19 protein-coding genes are annotated in these 16,877 nt (G+C 71.1%); 7 read left to right on the top strand and 12 right to left on the bottom strand.

Annotation, left to right across the window (positions count from 1 at the left end; all coding sequences use genetic code 11):
- The first annotated feature begins 9 nt into the window (after positions 1 to 9).
- Complete coding sequence (locus ABD250_RS07205) at positions 10 to 1,302, top strand: Rv3212 family protein (RefSeq protein ID WP_182658789.1); 1,293 nt, start codon at positions 10 to 12, stop codon at positions 1,300 to 1,302.
- Between the two features lie 40 nt (positions 1,303 to 1,342).
- On the opposite strand, the gene ABD250_RS07200 is transcribed toward ABD250_RS07205, so the two are convergent.
- Positions 1,343 to 1,774, bottom strand: a complete 432-nt coding sequence (locus ABD250_RS07200; protein ID WP_338404193.1) for a hypothetical protein — start codon at positions 1,772 to 1,774, stop codon at positions 1,343 to 1,345.
- Between the two features lie 392 nt (positions 1,775 to 2,166).
- Between ABD250_RS07200 and ABD250_RS07195 the strand changes: the two genes are divergently transcribed.
- On the top strand, positions 2,167 to 2,415 hold the full coding sequence (locus tag ABD250_RS07195) for a WhiB family transcriptional regulator (RefSeq protein WP_179524794.1): 249 nt from the start codon (positions 2,167 to 2,169) through the stop codon (positions 2,413 to 2,415).
- A 155-nt stretch (positions 2,416 to 2,570) separates the two neighbouring features.
- On the opposite strand, the gene ABD250_RS07190 is transcribed toward ABD250_RS07195, so the two are convergent.
- Complete coding sequence (locus ABD250_RS07190; protein ID WP_017836613.1) at positions 2,571 to 2,786, bottom strand: biotin/lipoyl-binding carrier protein; 216 nt, start codon at positions 2,784 to 2,786, stop codon at positions 2,571 to 2,573.
- Positions 2,787 to 2,890: 104 nt separating this feature from the next.
- Here ABD250_RS07190 and ABD250_RS18085 point away from each other — a divergent pair, with 104 nt between their 5' ends.
- On the top strand, positions 2,891 to 2,965 hold the full coding sequence (locus tag ABD250_RS18085; protein WP_370650909.1) for a 50S ribosomal protein bL37: 75 nt from the start codon (positions 2,891 to 2,893) through the stop codon (positions 2,963 to 2,965).
- 73 nt (positions 2,966 to 3,038) lie between these two features.
- On the opposite strand, the gene ABD250_RS07185 is transcribed toward ABD250_RS18085, so the two are convergent.
- Both ABD250_RS07185 and ABD250_RS07180 read right to left on the bottom strand, forming a co-directional pair.
- Positions 3,039 to 3,368 carry a zf-HC2 domain-containing protein gene (locus ABD250_RS07185; protein ID WP_179524793.1) on the bottom strand — a complete coding sequence of 110 codons (330 nt, stop codon included), beginning with the start codon at positions 3,366 to 3,368 and terminating at the stop codon, positions 3,039 to 3,041.
- Complete coding sequence (locus ABD250_RS07180) at positions 3,365 to 4,042, bottom strand: sigma-70 family RNA polymerase sigma factor (protein ID WP_179524792.1); 678 nt, start codon at positions 4,040 to 4,042, stop codon at positions 3,365 to 3,367. The genes ABD250_RS07185 and ABD250_RS07180 overlap by 4 nt, the downstream gene beginning before the upstream one ends.
- Before the next feature lie 105 nt (positions 4,043 to 4,147).
- Here ABD250_RS07180 and ABD250_RS07175 point away from each other — a divergent pair, with 105 nt between their 5' ends.
- On the top strand, positions 4,148 to 4,684 hold the full coding sequence (locus tag ABD250_RS07175) for a YbaK/EbsC family protein (protein ID WP_182658788.1): 537 nt from the start codon (positions 4,148 to 4,150) through the stop codon (positions 4,682 to 4,684).
- Between the two features lie 7 nt (positions 4,685 to 4,691).
- Here ABD250_RS07175 and ABD250_RS07170 read toward each other — a convergent pair whose 3' ends face one another.
- A complete protein-coding gene (locus ABD250_RS07170; protein ID WP_182610188.1) occupies positions 4,692 to 5,486 on the bottom strand; it encodes an SOS response-associated peptidase in 795 nt (264 codons plus the stop codon).
- Positions 5,487 to 5,527: 41 nt separating this feature from the next.
- Between ABD250_RS07170 and aroA the strand changes: the two genes are divergently transcribed.
- The gene (gene aroA / locus ABD250_RS07165; RefSeq protein ID WP_344391502.1) at positions 5,528 to 6,850 is read left to right on the top strand and encodes a 3-phosphoshikimate 1-carboxyvinyltransferase; all 1,323 of its coding nucleotides are present in this window, start codon (positions 5,528 to 5,530) and stop codon (positions 6,848 to 6,850) included.
- A gap of 4 nt (positions 6,851 to 6,854) precedes the next feature.
- Positions 6,855 to 7,904, top strand: coding sequence for a ribosome small subunit-dependent GTPase A (rsgA, locus tag ABD250_RS07160; protein WP_179524789.1), 1,050 nt, complete (start codon positions 6,855 to 6,857; stop codon positions 7,902 to 7,904).
- A gap of 13 nt (positions 7,905 to 7,917) precedes the next feature.
- On the opposite strand, the gene ABD250_RS07155 is transcribed toward rsgA, so the two are convergent.
- From ABD250_RS07155 to ABD250_RS07140, 4 genes are all read right to left on the bottom strand, one after another.
- Positions 7,918 to 9,036: a ferredoxin reductase gene (locus ABD250_RS07155; RefSeq protein ID WP_179524788.1), complete on the bottom strand. Its 1,119-nt coding sequence runs from the start codon at positions 9,034 to 9,036 to the stop codon at positions 7,918 to 7,920.
- 144 nt (positions 9,037 to 9,180) lie between these two features.
- Positions 9,181 to 9,702 carry a DUF6912 family protein gene (locus tag ABD250_RS07150; protein WP_179524787.1) on the bottom strand — a complete coding sequence of 174 codons (522 nt, stop codon included), beginning with the start codon at positions 9,700 to 9,702 and terminating at the stop codon, positions 9,181 to 9,183.
- A 62-nt stretch (positions 9,703 to 9,764) separates the two neighbouring features.
- Positions 9,765 to 11,171 (bottom strand): wax ester/triacylglycerol synthase family O-acyltransferase, encoded by a 1,407-nt coding sequence (locus ABD250_RS07145; RefSeq protein ID WP_179524786.1) that lies wholly within the window; start codon positions 11,169 to 11,171, stop codon positions 9,765 to 9,767.
- 3 nt (positions 11,172 to 11,174) lie between these two features.
- A complete protein-coding gene (locus ABD250_RS07140) occupies positions 11,175 to 11,585 on the bottom strand; it encodes an HAD family hydrolase (RefSeq protein ID WP_179524785.1) in 411 nt (136 codons plus the stop codon).
- A 131-nt stretch (positions 11,586 to 11,716) separates the two neighbouring features.
- Here ABD250_RS07140 and ABD250_RS07135 point away from each other — a divergent pair, with 131 nt between their 5' ends.
- Entirely contained in the window at positions 11,717 to 12,280 is a 564-nt protein-coding gene (locus ABD250_RS07135; RefSeq protein WP_241730677.1) for an Rv3235 family protein, read from the top strand.
- Between the two features lie 6 nt (positions 12,281 to 12,286).
- Here ABD250_RS07135 and secA read toward each other — a convergent pair whose 3' ends face one another.
- From secA to ABD250_RS07120, 3 genes are all read right to left on the bottom strand, one after another.
- Positions 12,287 to 15,064 (bottom strand): preprotein translocase subunit SecA, encoded by a 2,778-nt coding sequence (secA, locus tag ABD250_RS07130; protein ID WP_179524783.1) that lies wholly within the window; start codon positions 15,062 to 15,064, stop codon positions 12,287 to 12,289.
- A gap of 165 nt (positions 15,065 to 15,229) precedes the next feature.
- Positions 15,230 to 15,913: a ribosome hibernation-promoting factor, HPF/YfiA family gene (hpf, locus tag ABD250_RS07125; protein WP_182609975.1), complete on the bottom strand. Its 684-nt coding sequence runs from the start codon at positions 15,911 to 15,913 to the stop codon at positions 15,230 to 15,232.
- Positions 15,914 to 16,155: 242 nt separating this feature from the next.
- Complete coding sequence (locus ABD250_RS07120) at positions 16,156 to 16,767, bottom strand: ComF family protein (protein ID WP_304812959.1); 612 nt, start codon at positions 16,765 to 16,767, stop codon at positions 16,156 to 16,158.
- Positions 16,768 to 16,877 lie beyond the last annotated feature (110 nt).

Genomic DNA, 16,877 nt, shown 5'->3' with positions numbered 1-16,877 from the left:
GGAAGGCACGTGCGCACACTCAGGAGCGGGTCCGGACGCCGTCTGCCGTTCGTCGACGTCCCCCCCGAACGCCGGACGCGACGAGATCTGGTCACCGCCGCGGTGATCGCCGTCGTCATGGTGCTGGCGGCGGTCGCCGTGCTGCTGTCCGGGAGCGCGACCGGGTCTGAGCTGCGTGCCGCGGACGCGGAGCAGCCCGAGTACGGCCCGGCCACCGATCCCCCCACGTCGCTCCAACCGCTCTGGATGCACGGCTCCGCCGGGACCGGCCCCCCGCTCACCACCAAGGGCAACCTCGTCACCGTCTCCCCGGACGGGGTGCTGGTCGGCCGGGACGCGGGTTCCGGGGAGGAGAGCTGGTCCTACACGCACGCGGGGCGGTTCTGTGCCGGAGCGTTCTACGCCGATCGACTCGTCGCCGCGTTCGACGGCGCCTCCGGGTGCAGTGACGTGACGTCCCTCGACCCGACCCGCCAGGAGTACGCGAGCACCAGACAGAGTGTGTATCCGGACTCGATGGAACTCACCGGCTCGTGGAAGCACGTCCTGGCGTTCAGCCCGGACCGCCTCGAGATCTGGCGCGACGACCTGGTCCGGACGGTCGAGTACGGGGCCGTGGAGGCTCCGCAGGAGGCCGGGATGCAACCCCGCACCGGGTGCACCCTCGTGACCGCGGATCTCACCGACGAGCGCTTCGCCGTGACGGAGCGCTGCCCCGGCGAGGACTCCGTCAGGCTGACGATCTCGAAGACCGTCCCCGAGGACAATCGCGCCCCCGAGGAGATCGCCTCGGACCCGACCGGTGCCGACGGTCTGTGGATCATCGAGGTGACCGAGCAGGGGGTCCTGGCGCTCCGGAACCAGGGCCCCGACTGGACCGTCGAGTGGTTCACCTCCCCCACCGAACACTCGACCGTGCTCGCTCTGGAGGGTGAGCCGGCCGTGCTGCCCTCGCACGAGTCCGTCTCGGGCGACAGCGCTCAGGTGAGATGGTTCGACGGACGTTCCACGCACGCCTTCGACGGGCCGTCCGGGAGATACTCGTGGACCCTGGGCGGGTCGACGGGCCCCGGACTGACCGGGGGCTGGTCCGCCGACCCCGCGGCCCATGCGACGGGCGAGTGGGTGCTGGTGCCGGTCGCCGACGGGCTCGCGCTCCTGGACCACGACACCGGGCGCGAGGTCCGTCGCCTGGCCGGGCAGGCGGCACCGGGACCGGGCGTGACGGGGCTCGCCCAGATCGGCGACATCCTGTACGAACGCCACGCGGGAGAGATCCGCGCGTACAAGCTCGTCGCCTGACCCCCCGGGGTGGATACGGGAGCCGTGCGGGTCGGCAGGGTCAGACGGCGTACCACTCGATCGCGTCCCTGCGGAACAGCGACACCAGCGCGACAGCGCAGACCACGGCGAGGATCAGACCGGCGAGGTACTGGTCCGATCCCACCCCCACGTACCAGGCCACGAACAGCAACAACAACTCCGCGATCACCACGAGTCCACGGCCCCACCGTCGACCCCGCAACAGGCCCACACCGGCCGCGAGAAGGCCGCCCCCGAGGATCGCGAACCACACCGCGGTGCCGTAGCCACTGATGACGACGGTCTCCTCGCGATGGCCTCCGGCCGCCCGGATGGCGAGGGCCACGGCCACTCCGACGCCGATGAGGCCCTGCGCGGAGGAGATCCACCCGGCCAGGCGCACGGGCGTGGGGATCGCGGTGCGGGGATCGAGGCGATCCGGCGGGGGGCGGTGGTCGTCAGGTCGGCTCACGTTCACCTCCACAGGGTATGTCGCGGTGACGGCCGGGCCCGCACCACCCTTGCGGACTGGACTCCGATTAACCCATTACAGCCTCTGGCGTGCGATTTCGGTTCGATTTGACAACCGGGGTGACCTTTGCCACATCGCGGCGGGAGAGGGTTGACTTGTCATGGAATCGTGGCACGATCATTCGTAACAGCGCAGACGCACATTGTTTGCCTTGCCTTAACCGGGAGCTGCTCCTCACGGAGCGAGCCCTCGGAACGGGTACACCCCCACCACATCACCGGATGTGACACAGCGCGTACGTCCGCGTGCCGATCCTCGCAGATCGGCGCGTCGCCGGCGTCTTCCCGTGTCCGGTTGACCCGATAACGGTCTCGTAACCGTAAGGAGTTCCCATGGACTGGCGCCACAAGGCCATCTGCCGCGACGAGGATCCCGAGCTGTTCTTCCCCGTCGGCAATTCCGGACCCGCCCTCGCGCAGATCGCCGAGGCGAAGATCGTCTGTAACCGTTGCCCCGTCACCTCCGAGTGCCTGGCCTGGGCCCTCGAGTCCGGCCAGGACGCGGGCGTCTGGGGCGGCATGAGCGAGGACGAGCGTCGCGCGCTCAAGCGTCGCCGCGCCCGCACCCGCACCGCGGTCTGATCACCGCCACCTGATCACCGCATTCTGGTGACCGCGCTCCCACGGTACGCGGTCCGGTCGGCGACCTGAACGGACGCCCGACCCCACGAGAACGACGAAGGCCGGTTCCCCTCCCGCGCGGGAGGGGAACCGGCCTTCGTCGTGACGGTCGATCGTCAGCCGATGACGGCGATGAGGTCTCCGGCCTGGATGACGTCGCCGGGGGCGACGGCCACCTCGGTGACGGTGCCGGCCGTCTCGCACAACACCGGGATCTCCATCTTCATGGACTCGAGGAGCACGATCGTGTCACCCTCGGCGACCTCGGTGCCGACGGCTGCGACGACCTCCATGACATTCGCGACCATCTCGGCACGGACCTGTTCAGTCATTCGGATGTTCCTCTGCTTTCCTCACGCGGCGGCCCCCGGACTCCTCAATGCAACCACACGGGGGTTCTCATGGGAGACTTGTACACCGACGAAAGGAGGCGACCATGGGCAAGCGTGGCCGCAAGAGGCGGGATCGCCGCAAGAAGAACGCCAACCACGGCAAGCGTCCGAACAGCTGAGTCCGGACCATCAGAACCGAGCGAGGGGCGGACACCGTGTCGGTGTCCGCCCCTCGCCTCGTCTCCGGTGAGGTCAGTGCGGGTCCCGCCGGTGGACGGTCGTGGTCCGGTGCACCACCGTCGTCCCGTCGGAATCGGTCGTGGTGACCGTGGTGCGTCGGATCTCCACCATGAGTCGTTCCCTCAACCCCGACGGCGCCTTCTCGCAACACGAGCGGGACAACTTGGCCTTGAGCCGCCGCTCCGAGAGGAAGAGTTCACGGCAGGGCGGACACCCGGCGAGGTGATGCTCGAGCCTCGAACGACAGGCGTCGTCGCACTCGAGGTCCACCAGCAGGGACAGGTCGCGCCGGGCGGCCTCACAGTCGATCTGGTCGAGCCGCGGGTCGTGTTCCCTCGTCACTTCGCGCCCTCCGTCCTGTCACGACCGAAGCCACGCTCGGTCGCCACGTCCCGGAGCAGCTCGCGGAGCTGCTTGCGTCCTCGGTGGAGGCGTGACATCACGGTCCCCAACGGGGTGTCCATGATCTCGGCGATCTCCTTGTACGGCAGGTCCTGGACGTCCGCGTAGTACACGGCCATCCGGAACTCCTCGGGGAGCTGGGCGAGCGCGGACCGGATCTCGTCGTCCGGCAGCAGTTCCATCGCCTCGACCTCCGCCGAGCGCAGGCCGGTGGAGGTGTGCTCCGCCGCCGCCGCCAGCTGCCAGTCCGTGATCTCCTCGGTCGGATACTGGGCGGGTTGGCGCTGCCGCTTGCGGTAGTGGTTGATGTACGCGTTGGTGAGGATGCGGTGCATCCAGGCCCGGAAGTTGGTCCCGGGCTTGAAGGAGTGGAAACCCGCGTACGCCTTCGCGTACGCCTCCTGCACCAGGTCCTCCGCATCGGCCGGGTTGCGGGTCATCCGCAGCGCGGCACCGTACAACTGATCGAGGAGCGGCATGGCCAACTCCTCGAACTGTTCGGCGCGTTGGTCGGACTCGTCGGGCTGCAACTCGGTCGGCAACCGGTACTCCTCACCTGTCGATGACCCGGAGTCTATCCGCACGCCGGGGGCGTCGAGGACCGCGGTCCGCATCGCACCCTCCTCTCCCGATCCCGGGGACAGTCCCGGGTACCTGCTCTCCTCAACGCCGTCCACGGTCACGCTATTCCGGCCGGTGCCGTCACTAGGCTGGGCAGGATGAGCCGTAAGCGCACGGGACACGGGAAGTCCGACTCGGCGGCGACCCCCGCCATCGCCGCACTCCGGTCCGCCGGGGTCGACCACGAGGTGCACACCTACGACGTGGGAAGCGGCGCGTTCGGCGACGAGGCCGCCCGCGTCATGGGCGAGCGACTCGGGATCGACGCCGCCAGGGTGTTCAAGACCCTGGTGCTCGCCACCGCCCGCCCCCCGGCGGGCACCCGGATCCCGCTGGCTGTCGCGGTCCTGCCGGTCACGGCGATGCTCGACCTCAAGGCGGCGGCCGCCGCGCTGTCCTCCGGGAAGGCCTCGCTCGCCCCCGTCGACGTCGCGGAGAAGGCCACCGGGTACGTGGTCGGCGGAGTGTCCCCCCTCGGGCAGAAGAGGTCGCTGGCGACCGTGGTCGACAGCTCCGCGTGGGATCACCCCACGATCCTGTGCAGCGCCGGCCGTCGGGGGTGGGAGATCGAACTGGCACCCGCGGACCTCGTCGGCCTCACGGGAGCCACGGCGGCGTCGATCGCCGCCCGGTGACGCCGTGCTAGAAGAGCATCCCGGCGGACGGGTCCACCGGCCGGACCAGTTCCGGGCCCTCGTTCCTGACGTTGGAGACCGCGCGTGAGACCGGCCTGATCTCCACCGAGTCGGCCCACTGCCCCAGGTCGCCGCCCGCGCCGTCGACCAGGGCCCTCGGGTCACCGATCACGGAGGGGTCGAGCCAGTCGGAGACCACGGACGGGTGCACCACGAGCGGCATGCGGTCGTGGACGCGGCGCAGCGGTCCGAGCGCCTCGGTGGTGAGGATCGTGCACGACAACTGCGTGACGGTCTGGTCGCCGGGGTCACGCCGGGCCTCCCACAGCCCCGCCATGAGCAGCCCCTCGTCGCCGGGCAGGCTCATGTGGAACGGCTGCTTGGGGCCCGCCCTGCCGCCGGGCGTCGCCGGCTCCCCCGGGACCCACTCGTACCAGCCGTCCATCGGGACCACGCAGTGGCGCCGCGCGACGGCGGTACGGAAGGAGGGCTTCTCGAACGCCGTCTCGACCCGCGCGTTGAACAGGGTGGGCAGCCTGCCCGGGTCCCTGGCCCAGGACGGCACCAGGCCCCAGCGCATGGCACGCAGGATCCGTCGGGGGCCGGCGGGATCGTCGAGGCGTTCGCGCGGGGCGTCCAGGACGAGGGCGGGGACGGTGGTGGTGGGCGCGATGTTGAACCTCGGGGAGACCGGGCCCCGGTCGGGCCACAACCCCGGTGGCGGCGAGGACGCCTCGTCGACGGCATCGAGCTCCACGGCGAGTCGCGCCGGATCCGAGGAGAGGGAGAACCGTCCACACATGCGGTCCATCCTCCCACCCGGACCGGGCGGGATCGGGGTCGATGCGCGACAATGACCAGGTGAGTCATTGGAACGCCCCCGTCGCCGGCACTCCCGTGGAGGCCGTCGTCCCCGTACCCGGGTCCAAGTCGCTGACCAACCGCGCCCTGGTCCTGGCCGCGCTGGCCGACGCCCCCGCCCGGCTGAGCGGGACGTTGCGCAGCCGGGACACCGACCTGATGATCGGGGCGCTCACCGCGCTCGGCACCCGGATCGAGGGCCCCACGGGGCCGCCCGCGCCGGGCGACACCGACCTGGTGGTCACGCCGGGGAGCCTGCACGGGGCGGACGTGGAGTGTGGCCTGGCGGGGACGGTCATGCGCTTCGTGCCACCGCTGGCCGCACTCGCCACCGGCACCTCGACGTTCGACGGCGACCCGGCCGCGCGGGTACGACCCCAGGCCACGGTCCTGGACGCGCTCCGTGCCCTGGGCGCCGACGTCACCGGGGACAGCCTGCCGTTCACCGTCGCCGGGGCGGGCTCCCTGCGGGGTGGCCGGGTCGAGATGGACGCCTCCGCCTCGTCGCAGTTCGTCTCCGGCCTCCTGCTCTCCGCCGCCCGCTTCGACGAGGGGGTGGAGCTGATCCACGTGGGCGGTGCCGCCGTCCCGTCCGGCCCGCACATCGAGATGACACTGGCGATGCTGCGGGAATCCGGGGTGGTCGTCGAGCACCCCACCGCGTCGTCCTGGCACGTGGCACCGGGGCCGATCTCGGCCGTCGACCGCGTGGTGGAACCCGATCTGTCCAATGCGACCCCGTTCCTGGCCGCGGCCGCCGTCACCGGCGGGTCCGTCCGCGTCCCCCGCTGGCCGGTCTCCACCACGCAACCCGGGGACGCCATCCGCGGGATCCTCCGGGACATGGGCGCGTCAGTCACCCTGGAGACCGCCGACGGGGCCGAGCACGGAACCCTCGTCGTCGTCGGGCCCGACCGCCTCTCCCCCATCGAGGCGGACCTGTCCGCCATCGGTGAACTCACCCCCACGATCGCCGCGCTGTGCGCGCTCGCCGACGGCCCGTCACGGTTGACCGGGATCGCGCACCTGCGCGGGCACGAGACCGATCGCCTCGCCGCCCTCGCCGCCGAGCTCGGTGCGGTGGGGTGCGGTGTCACGGAGCTCGACGACGGCCTCGTGATCGTCCCGGGCCCCCTGCGCGGTGCCCCGTGGCGCGCCTACGCCGATCACCGCATGGCGACCGCCGGCGCGATCATCGGTCTCGTGGTGCCGGGGGTCGAGGTGGACGACATCGACTCCACCGCCAAGACCATGCCGGGCTTCACCTCGATGTGGACCGCCATGCTCGCCGGGCGGGCGATGTAGGGCCATGGCCACCAGGCGGGGCGGGAGCGGGGCGCGCGGCTGGGACGAGTCCGACATCCGGATCCGGCCGGGCAAGGGGTCCAGACCCCGCACCAAGCGCAGGCCCAGCCACTCCGACGCCGCGTCCGCGATGGTCGTGAGCGTCGACCGCGGACGCTGGGGATGTGTGCTGCTGGACGACGGCCCGGACCACGTGGCCGGGACCCGGATCGTCACCATGCGGGCCCGGGAGCTGGGCCGCACGCCGATCGTCGTGGGCGACCACGTCGGCGTGGTGGGAGACCTCACCGGCACCCGGGACACCCTGTCGAGGATCGTCCGGGTCGAGGAGCGGAGCACGGTCCTGCGCCGGACCGCCGACGACTCCGACCCCTACGAGCGGGTGGTGGTGGCGAACGCCGAACTGCTGCTGATCGTGGTCGCGGTCGCGGACCCCCCGCCGCGCGCCGGCTTCGTCGCCCGCGCGCTCGTGGCGGCCTATACCGGCGGTCTCGATCCGGTCCTCTGCCTGACCAAGGGGGATCTCGACGACCCGTCGGTCTTCGCCGCCGAGTTCGAGGCGCTCGACGTCCCCGTGCTCCGGACGGGGATCGACGACGACCTCACCGCGCTGCACGAACGGATCGACGGTCGGATCTCCGCCATGATCGGCCACTCGGGCGTCGGCAAGTCCACGCTCGTCAACCGCTTGATCCCCGACGCCCACCGGGCGACCGGCGTGGTCTCCGGAGTCGGCAAGGGCCGACACACCTCGACCCAGTCGGTCGCCCTCGAACTGGGTACCGGGGGCTGGGTGGTGGACACCCCGGGGATCCGCAGTTTCGGCCTCGCGCACGTCTCGCCCGACGACGTGGTGGCGTCGTTCTCCGACCTGGACGCGATCGTGCAGGACTGCCCCCGGGGCTGTACCCACCAGGGCCCGCCCGCGGACCCGGAGTGCAGGTTCGACGCCATAGCCGACCCCGCCGTGCACCGGCGCGCCCTGGCCGTCCGCGAGCTCCTCGGCGTCCTGCAGTCCAACGACGCGTGGGCGCTGGGGACCGATCAGGACTGACGCCCCGCCGCGGTCAGAGCTTGAGCTCGACGTCCCCCAACGCCACCGAGATGCACGTCTGGATCCGCTCGCCGGGGCCGTGGTCGGTGCCGTTGCGCAGGTCGCGGACATGCCCCTCGTCGAGTCCCACGACGCAGGTCTGGCAGATGCCCATCCGGCAGCCGAACGGCATCTGCACGCCCACCTGCTCGCCGCCCTCGAGGATGGTGGTGGCACCGTCGAGCTCCACCGTCTTGCCGGTCGAACCGAACGTGACGGTCCCGCCCGAGGCCCCGGCGTCCCGGTTGACCGTGAAGCGCTCCACGTGGAGATCGTCGCGGCCGGTGGCGTCGAAGTGCTCGTCGAGCTCGTCGAGCATCGCGTTGGGGCCGCACGCCCAGGTCGGCCGCTCCGACCAGTCGGGGACGAGGGCGGACATCTGGCGGGAGTCGATGCGGCCCTCCTCGCTGGTGACCCGCAGGTGCAGGACGTACCCGGGCTGGGTCTTCTCGAGGGCGCGCAACTCCTCCAGGAACAGGGCGTCCTCCCTCTCGCGCACCGAGTGCACGTGGACGACGTCGGGGAACGGCTCGGTGACCGAGCGGCGGTCCAACGAGCGGAGCATGCCCATGACCGGCGTGATGCCGGATCCGGCCGTGACGAACATCAGCTTGGGCGGCGTCGGCGTGGGCAGGTGGAAGTCCCCCGCCGGGGCGGCGAGGCGGACGATGGTGCCGGGCTCGACGGTGCCGACGATGTGGTTGCTGAGCAACCCCTCGGGCAGGGCCTTGACGGTGACCGAGTACTCGCCACGACCCGTGGTGGGCGCCGAGGTCAGGGAGTAGGAGCGCCAGGTCCAGCGGCCGTCGAGGAGGACGCCGATTCCCAGGTACTGTCCCGGCTGGTAGTGCGGGGTCGCGCCCCACCCGGGCTTGATGACGAGGGTGACGGTGTCCTCCGCCTCGCGGCGCACCGTGACCACCTCTCCACGCAGCTCCCGGGAGGACCACAACGGGTAGATGAGCGAGGAGTAGTCGTCCATCCGCAGCGGGTGGGTGAGGCGGTTGAGGAAGCGATGCGCGGCCCGCGGTTCGGGAACCCTCGCGGCCGCTGCCCGCAGTACACGGTTGAGTCCACTGGTCGACTCGGTCACTGGTGCCTCCTTGGGGCCGGGAACCGCGCGGCCCGAGGACCGGGCCGACGGTGCCGGAGATGAGAACCTACGGTAGCGAAGGTTAGCGCCTGGCGGACACCGCACGGGCGTGATCCCGGTAACCGGGACGGCCCTCCGGGGTTCTCAGAGCAGATTGAGCAGGAACGGCAGCTCCGCCGCGTCGTACCAGGCGAGATCGAGGTCGAGAGCGTCCCCCACGGTGAGTTCGGCGTCCTCGTCCCCCAGGTCGGCGCGATCCACGGCCGCGACCGCGGCCTCGACTGGGCCGGCCGCGCCCGCGAGGTCCACGTGGACGGCCGCGACCTCGTCCATCGCCACGGTCCCCCTCGTCAGGCGGACGACCGCGGTGTCCAGATCGGGCCGGGGCCGGGCGTCGGCGTCGGGGACGTCCACACTCACCACCACGCGGCGGTACGGGTGCGCCTCGTGCACCGCGCCGGAGTCGATCTCACCGCCGAGCAACCGGAGCGAGGCGCGGGCGGCCTCGAGGAACGCGACGTGCTCGATCTCCTCGGTGTCCCCCTGGGCATACGACTCGACGAGCGCGGGGGTCGCGGCGAACGCGGTCGCGCTGCGTACGGGCATCTCCCCGCCGTCGAGCAGGGTCTCCAGCATCGCGAGCGTGGCAGGGATGAACAGGCGCATGGTGGTGCCTTCCTCGGGTGGGCGGGGCCGGTCGGCGGTCGGTACCGGTCGGCGGGTACCGGTCAGCGGGCGGTCCCGGTGAGCTCGTCGAGTGCCGACGAGATGAGCTCGCCGATCTCCTCCACGTCCGGAACCGCCTGGCGATCCGCCGTGAATCCGCAGTAGACGATCCCCGAGTAGCTGCTCATCGACACGGCCAGCGCCTGACCGTCGAGCAGCGCGGGGACGGGGTAGACCTCGGCGAGCTCGCCGTCGCCCCAGAACATCTTGTGCTGCGGTCCCGGTGCGTTGGTGACGACCAGGTCGTAACTGTCCGACGGCAACATGATCGCCGCCCGGGAGCCCAGCGCGTGCAGGGTGGGCGGGGCGAATCCGGAGAGGCGGGCCAGCGACTTGGCGCCGACGGCCTGCCTCGGGTGGCGCTGTGTGGCCGTCTCCCTCGAGATCTGCGCGAGCCGCATCCGGGGGTTGGGCTCCCCCACCGGCATGCCGATGAGGGCCGAGGCGATCTCGGCGGAGGTCGCCTCGGCCGAGACCTCCGACCCCTCGACCGGTCCGGTCTCCGAGGAGACCGCCATCGGCACGATCGCCCGGAGCGTGTCGGCCGTCGAGAGCGGGTGGCCGCAGGACAGGATCCACGAGCGCAGCGCCCCGCACAGGACGGCCAGGACCACGTCGTTGACCTTGCACCCGTGCTCCCTGGCGATCGTCCGCGCCTGGTCCAGGGGGAACGAGGCCAGTCCCACGCGGCTGCCGCGCGGGCGGGAGGTCCGGAACATCTCCGCCAGCCCCCCGGGCGGTCGCAGGACCGTCAGACTCGCGGCCCCGACCAGACCACGGCTCGCCCTCTCCACCGCGTTGACCAGTCGTGCCGAGCGCCGGACCAACTCCAACGGGTCCGTGGCGATGGTGATGAGCGCGTCCAGGACGAGCACGCCGTCGCCCGGCGAGGGCACGGGGGTCCAGGTGGCCACCTCGTCCACGTCCGCGGACGCCCTCTCGTCGGTCATGAGTACCTGAGCGAGGTCCACGGCGTTGGGGCCGCCCAGGAGGACGTGATGGGTCTTGGTGAGAACAGCCAGCCGCCCGTCGGCGAGTCCCTCGATGAGGTAGAGCTCCCACAGCGGTCGGCCGGGCTCGAGCGGGCGGTCGACCAGCCTGGCCACCAGATCGGCGAGCTGGCGCACGCCCCCGGGAGCCGGCAGTGCGGACCTGCGGACGTGGAAGCTCAGGTCGAAGTCCGGATCGTCGACCCAGACCGCCCGCGCGAGGCCGAACGGGACGTACCGGATGCGCTGGCGGAACCTGGGGGCGTCGGCGAGTCTGGCGTCGACGAACTCCATGACGCGGTCGATGTCCCACGGATCGTCCCGGGAGACGAGCGCGAGGGAACACGAGTGCCGACTCCGCGATCGGGTGGCGTCCCCGAGGAGCAGATCCGCGTCCGCCGTCGCCAGCCTGGTCGCCACGGGTCAGACCGCCTCGTCCAGCCCGAGCAGTCCCCGGATCTCCACGGCCGCACGGTCGAACACCTGGTAGAACACGCCGATCATGCCGGTCTGGACGGCGCCCAGGACGTTCTCGATGGCGTCGTCGACCATGACGCACTCCCGGGGCTCCAGCTCGAGCCGTCGCGCCGCCTCGAGGAACGCCTCGGGATCGGGCTTCTCGACGCCGGTCCGGCCGCTGAGCACCACGTGATCGATGCCGTAGGCGCGGGCGTCCTCACGCACCCGATCGGCCCCCGGCCCCTCGGGCTCGTTGCTGAGGACCGCCAGGCGCACGTCGTTGGCACGCGCACCGAGAAGGATCTCCCGCCAGCTCTCGCGGTCCTCATCCGTGCCGTCCAGCACCCCGAAGTAGTCGACAATCAGTCCTCGCATGGGGACAGCCTAGGCAACGCCCGTCGACGGTGCAGGAGCGGAGCCGGAACCGACCGCCCGTCCCCGTGCGTCAAACGACATAGAAGAACGCGAGACCGGCCCGGTCCTCGCCGGAGGGAGCAGGAGAACACATGGCCCCGACACCCGTGTCACCGCCGTCGACGGGACGATCCGCGCCCTGTCGGGACGCCTCGTTCGACGAGTGCAGGGTCAGACCGCTCCCCTCGACGGAACCCGTCTCCGCTGCCCGACGGCACGACCGGACGAGCCCACCGGTCGCGGATCCGGTGGCGGTCCCGGTGCCCGTGCCGGACCCCGAGCACGCGGTACCGGTCCCGGCGAGGCGGGCGGCCCACGCCCTGGTGATCATGGCCCTCGAGGTCGTCGACCGGAAGCGGGCCCCACACCACACCCGGGGCGCGTTCCCACCCCACCTCGTCGAGATGCTCAGGACCCTGGCCCGCGGAGGGGTCCCCGGCCGGCACCTCGGTCCCGCGCGGGTCCATCGCCTCCACATCCACGCCGCCGATCCCGGGGCCCCCGGCGGCGGGGACTCCCGCGGATCCGGGGACGGTGGCCGCGCCGACTACGAGGTGTGCGCCACGTACGCCCGCGGGCCGCGACTGTTCGCCGTCGCGGCCCGCATCAGGGTCACCGATACCGGGGCGACCTGCACGGCCCTCCGGTTGGTCTAGCCTCGTTCAGCTCTTGCGCCCCCGGGACGCGGCCTTGGCGGCCCGCTCGCGTCGTTCGAGCCGGTCCTGACGTTCCTGGGAGCGGCGCTCGGCGCGGTTCGCCGGGACGCCCTCGTCGACGAGCTGGGCCTCCCCTGTCTCCGAGGGGCCCGAGAACTGCATCTGGTCATCGGTGACGTCGCGACCGGTGCCCGCGGCCTGCAGGATCGGGTTGGCGCCCGCGAGGGACGCCGCCTGCGCCGCGGAGGGGGCGGCCAGCGTCTTCTGCTGGGGGCTGGCCTCGACCTTGACGTTGAACAGGAACGCGACGGTCTCCTCGCGCACCCCGTCCATCATGGCCGCGAACATGTCGTAGCCCTCACGCTGGTACTCGACCAGGGGGTCACGCTGGGCCATGGCCCGCAGCCCGATGCCCTCCTTGAGGTAGTCCATCTCGTAGAGGTGCTCGCGCCACTTGCGGTCCAGGACCTGGAGCATGATCGAGCGCTCCAGCTGGCGCATGGCACCTTCGCCGCCGATGCCCTCGATCTCGGACTCACGCTCGTCGTACCGGGCGAAGACGTCGTCGAGGATCGCGTCCTTGAGGTTCTTGGCCGACAGGTCACCCGCCGCCCCGTACTCGTCGCCGTCGATGATCGACTGCGCGGTGATCGAGACCGGGTACAGCTGCCCCAGGGCGTCCCACAGCTTGTCGAGGTCCCAGTCCTCGACATAGCCCTCGGCGGCGGCACCGTCGACGTAGGCGCTGACCACCTGGTAGATCATCGACTCGACCTGGTCGGTGATGTCCTCGCCCTCGAGGATCCGCTTGCGCTCGCCGTAGATCACGGTGCGCTGCTGGTTCATCACCTCGTCGTACTTGAGGACGTCCTTGCGGATCTCGAAGTTCTGCGACTCGACCTGGGTCTGGGCGTTCTTCACGGCTCGCGAGACCATCCCGGCCTCGATCGGCACGTCGTCGGGCAGGCTCAACCGGTTCATGATCGCCTCGACGGCCGCACCGTTGAATCGGCGCATGAGCTCGTCACCCAGGGAGAGGTAGAACCGGGACTCGCCCGGGTCGCCCTGGCGTCCCGAACGCCCACGCAGCTGGTTGTCGATGCGCCGCGAGTCGTGGCGCTCGGTCCCCAGCACGTAGAGACCGCCGGCCTCGCGGACGCGCTCGGCCTCCTGCTTGCTGAGCTTGCGCATGCGCTCGATCTCGGCGTCCCACGCCTCCTCGTACTCCTCCGGGGTGTCCACGGGATTGAGCCCGCGCTCGCGGAGGTTGAGGTCGGCGATGATGTCCGGGTTGCCGCCGAGCACGATGTCGGTGCCACGGCCGGCCATGTTGGTCGCCACCGTGACCGCGCCCGGTCGACCGGCCTGCGCGATGATCTGGGCTTCCGAGGCGTGGAACTTGGCGTTGAGCACGTGGTGCTTGATGCCCTTGCGGGTGAGCAGCTTGGACAGGTGCTCACTGCGCTCGACGGACGCGGTGCCCACGAGGACCGGCTGCTTCTTCTCCACGCGCTCGGCGATGTCCTCCACGACCGCGGTGAACTTCGACTCCTCGGTCTTGTAGATCAGGTCGGCCTGGTCCTCGCGCGCCATCGGCCGGTTGGTCGGGATCGGCATGACCTCGAGCTTGTAGATCGAGTAGAGCTCGGCGGCCTCGGTCTCGGCCGTACCGGTCATCCCGGCCAGCTTCTCGTAGAGACGGAAGTAGTTCTGCAGCGTGATGGTGGCCAGGGTCTGGTTCTCGGCCTTGATCTCCACCCGCTCCTTGGCCTCGATGGCCTGGTGCATGCCCTCGTTGTAGCGGCGTCCGTCGAGCACGCGCCCCGTGAACTCGTCGACGATGATCACGTCGCCGTCGCGGACGATGTAGTCCTTGTCCTTGGTGAACAGCTCCTTGGCCTTGATGGAGTTGTTCAGGTAGCTCACCAGGGGTGAGTTGGCCGCCTCGTAGAGGTTGTCGATCCCGAGCTGGTCCTCCACGTACTCGACGCCCTGCTCGGTCACGCCGATCGTCCGCTTCTTGCGGTCGACCTCGTAGTGCGTGCCCTCCTCGAGCAGCGGGGCGATGCGGGCGAACTCCGCGTACCACTTGCTCGATCCGTCGGCCGGGCCCGAGATGATGAGCGGGGTCCGCGCCTCGTCGATCAGGATCGAGTCGACCTCGTCGACGATCGCGTAGTGGTGGCCCCGCTGGACCAGTTCCGCGGTGTCGTGCGCCATGTTGTCGCGCAGGTAGTCGAAGCCGAACTCGTTGTTGGTGCCGTAGGTGATGTCGGCGGAGTAGGACTCCCGGCGCTGCGCCGGGGTCATGCCGCCGAGGATCGCGCCCACGGACAGTCCGAGGAACCGGTGGACGCGGCCCATCCACTCCGCGTCGCGCTTGGCCAGGTAGTCGTTGACCGTGACCACGTGGACGCCCTGACCCGACAGGGCGTTGAGGTAGGCGGGCAGGACACAGGTCAGGGTCTTGCCCTCACCGGTCTTCATCTCCGCCACGGCCCCGGTGTGCAGGACGATGGCGCCGACGATCTGCACCTTGTACGGCCGCTGCCCGAGGACCCGGTAGGCGGCCTCGCGGGCCACCGCGAACGCCTCCGGGAGCAGGTCGTCCAGCGTCTCACCCTCAGCCAACCGGGCCTTGAACTCGTCGGTCTTGGCGCGGAGCTCGTCGTCGCTCAGCTTCTCCGTCTGGTCGGACAGAGTATCCACGTACTCGGCGAGAGCGCTGTACCGCTTGAGCTTTCGACCTTCGCCGGCTCGGAGCAGCTTGGAAAGGATGGACACAGTCTCGAACGTCCTCGTGGTCGGGTTGATCGGGAAATCTGGCTACCTGCGCGGGGGCCACGCGGGCCCTCGGTTCATCCTAGGTGCTGTCGGCCGCCGATACACGCCGAGGGCGGCCCGGTCCATGCGGACCGGACCGCCCCCGGGGCGTATGGGCTGCGACCGTCAGGCCTCGTCACTCAGCGTGATGAGTCCGTAGTCGAACGCGTGCCGCCGGTAGACGACGGTGGCGTTGCCGGACTCGGTGTCCCGGAAGAGGTAGAAGTCGTGTCCCACGAGTTCCATCTTCTCCAGGGCTTCGTCGACCGACATCGGGGTCCCGTCGTGCTCCTTGCGGCGCACGATCTGGCCGGGGAGCTGGTCGTCGACCCCGTCCGCGTACTCGTCCATGACATCCGCCGGTGCCGCCTCGGGCGCGAGCTCCGCGGTGGCCTCGGCGACGGACTGCGGTCGACGGTGCCCGGAGTGGCTGATCTTCCGGCGGGTGCGTGCCTTGCGCATCTGCCGCTCGAGCTTGGCGACCGCCGACTCCAGGGCGGCGTAGAAGGTGTCCTCCGCCGCCTCGGCGCGGGCGACACCCGGCTTGCCCTTGAGGGTGATCTCGATCCGCTGGCTGGCCTTGGCCAGGCGTGGGTTCTTCTCGTGCAGAAGGACCACGTCGAACCGGGTGATCGCGGGCGAGATCTTCTCGATCTTCGCGAGCTTGGTGTGGATCCGGGTCGCGAAGTGGTCGGGGACCTCGACGTTCCGGCCCTTGATGGTCACCTGCGCATCAGGGGCACCGGGGTCGTCGGTCGACGGACCGTCGAAGGTGGCGGGGTCGAGCAGGACTGCGGGGGTCTTCGCCATCGAAGCTCCTCCTCATCGGGCCTGCGGCGGGCCTCTGCGACCGACCCGGTTACCGCCCGGGACCCCGGTCGAGGGGCACACCCACATGGCTGAGTGGACACTCTCCGGACGGGGCGACCACCGGACAAATTCAGTGAAAGTGCTGGTGAACCCCGTCCGAACCCAACGATACCCGGTCGTCTGGGCAGTGGACCGTAGTCGCGGCAAGTCGTCCGGAACTCACCCACGGGCAGCCCCGGACCTCACGCGGCGGTGACCCCGAGCACCCCGTCGACCCGCAGCCCGCCCTCGCCCAGCACCCCCACACACGCGGCGGCGGTGGCCCCCGTGGTGACCACGTCGTCCACCAGCAGGACCGTCGCCGGGGTCCCGATCAACTCCTCGACCGTCGACGGGGCCCCGGGCGTGGCCAGGATCAGGGTGCCCCGCGGCCGCCGGCGGATCCGGCCCGACAGATTGTCCGCCCTCGCCCGCGCGCCCAGTCCGGCGGCGTCGCGGACCCTGCCCCGGACCTCGAGCACCGGGGCCACGGCCACCGGCCCGCCCGGCACGGACCCCGCCAGGTCGGCGGCGAGGACGTCCACCAGTCCTCGGACGTGGTCGAACCCGCGTCGACGGCGGGCCCGGGCGGACGCCGGTGCGGGGACGAGCACCGTCGGACGTTCGGACGCCTCCGCAATCTCGCCCGCCGCCCTCAGCGCGTCGACCCCAGCGGCGAGCGCGGCACCGATCGGGGAGGCGAGGTCGGGACGCCCGCGGTCCTTGTAGGCCGACACCGCGCGGGCCGCGGGACCGGCGTGCCGGGCGAGCGCCCACACGGGCACACCGAGATCCGCGCGGGTCCGCACGTGCACCGGGCCCCCGGCCAGGGTCGACGCACACCGTGGGCACCACCGCTCCCGTGCGCACCCGCACCCAGCGCACTCGAGGGGGACCACGAGATCCGCCAGGGCCGCGGCCCACC

Source organism: Dietzia cercidiphylli, from assembly GCF_039531545.1.
GTDB classification, from domain to species: domain Bacteria; phylum Actinomycetota; class Actinomycetes; order Mycobacteriales; family Mycobacteriaceae; genus Dietzia; species Dietzia natronolimnaea.
Note: the sequence above shows the minus strand (reverse complement) of the source record. Positions and strands in the feature narration are given on the sequence as shown.

Bases quoted from the DNA above. Each gene is read 5' to 3' on its own strand.
- ABD250_RS07150 (WP_179524787.1), bottom strand. From the start codon at position 9,702: ATGCGCCTGTTCATCCCTGCCACGCTCGCGATGCTGGAGACCCTGCTC.
- rsgA (WP_179524789.1), top strand. From the start codon at position 6,855: ATGGCCACCAGGCGGGGCGGGAGCGGGGCGCGCGGCTGGGACGAGTCC.
- ABD250_RS07170 (WP_182610188.1), bottom strand. From the start codon at position 5,486: ATGTGTGGACGGTTCTCCCTCTCCTCGGATCCGGCGCGACTCGCCGTG.
- aroA (WP_344391502.1), top strand. From the start codon at position 5,528: ATGCGCGACAATGACCAGGTGAGTCATTGGAACGCCCCCGTCGCCGGC.
- hpf (WP_182609975.1), bottom strand. From the start codon at position 15,913: ATGGCGAAGACCCCCGCAGTCCTGCTCGACCCCGCCACCTTCGACGGT.
- ABD250_RS07195 (WP_179524794.1), top strand. From the start codon at position 2,167: ATGGACTGGCGCCACAAGGCCATCTGCCGCGACGAGGATCCCGAGCTG.
- ABD250_RS07190 (WP_017836613.1), bottom strand. From the start codon at position 2,786: ATGACTGAACAGGTCCGTGCCGAGATGGTCGCGAATGTCATGGAGGTC.
- ABD250_RS07175 (WP_182658788.1), top strand. From the start codon at position 4,148: ATGAGCCGTAAGCGCACGGGACACGGGAAGTCCGACTCGGCGGCGACC.
- ABD250_RS07180 (WP_179524792.1), bottom strand. From the start codon at position 4,042: ATGCGGACCGCGGTCCTCGACGCCCCCGGCGTGCGGATAGACTCCGGG.
- ABD250_RS07135 (WP_241730677.1), top strand. From the start codon at position 11,717: ATGGCCCCGACACCCGTGTCACCGCCGTCGACGGGACGATCCGCGCCC.
- ABD250_RS07140 (WP_179524785.1), bottom strand. From the start codon at position 11,585: ATGCGAGGACTGATTGTCGACTACTTCGGGGTGCTGGACGGCACGGAT.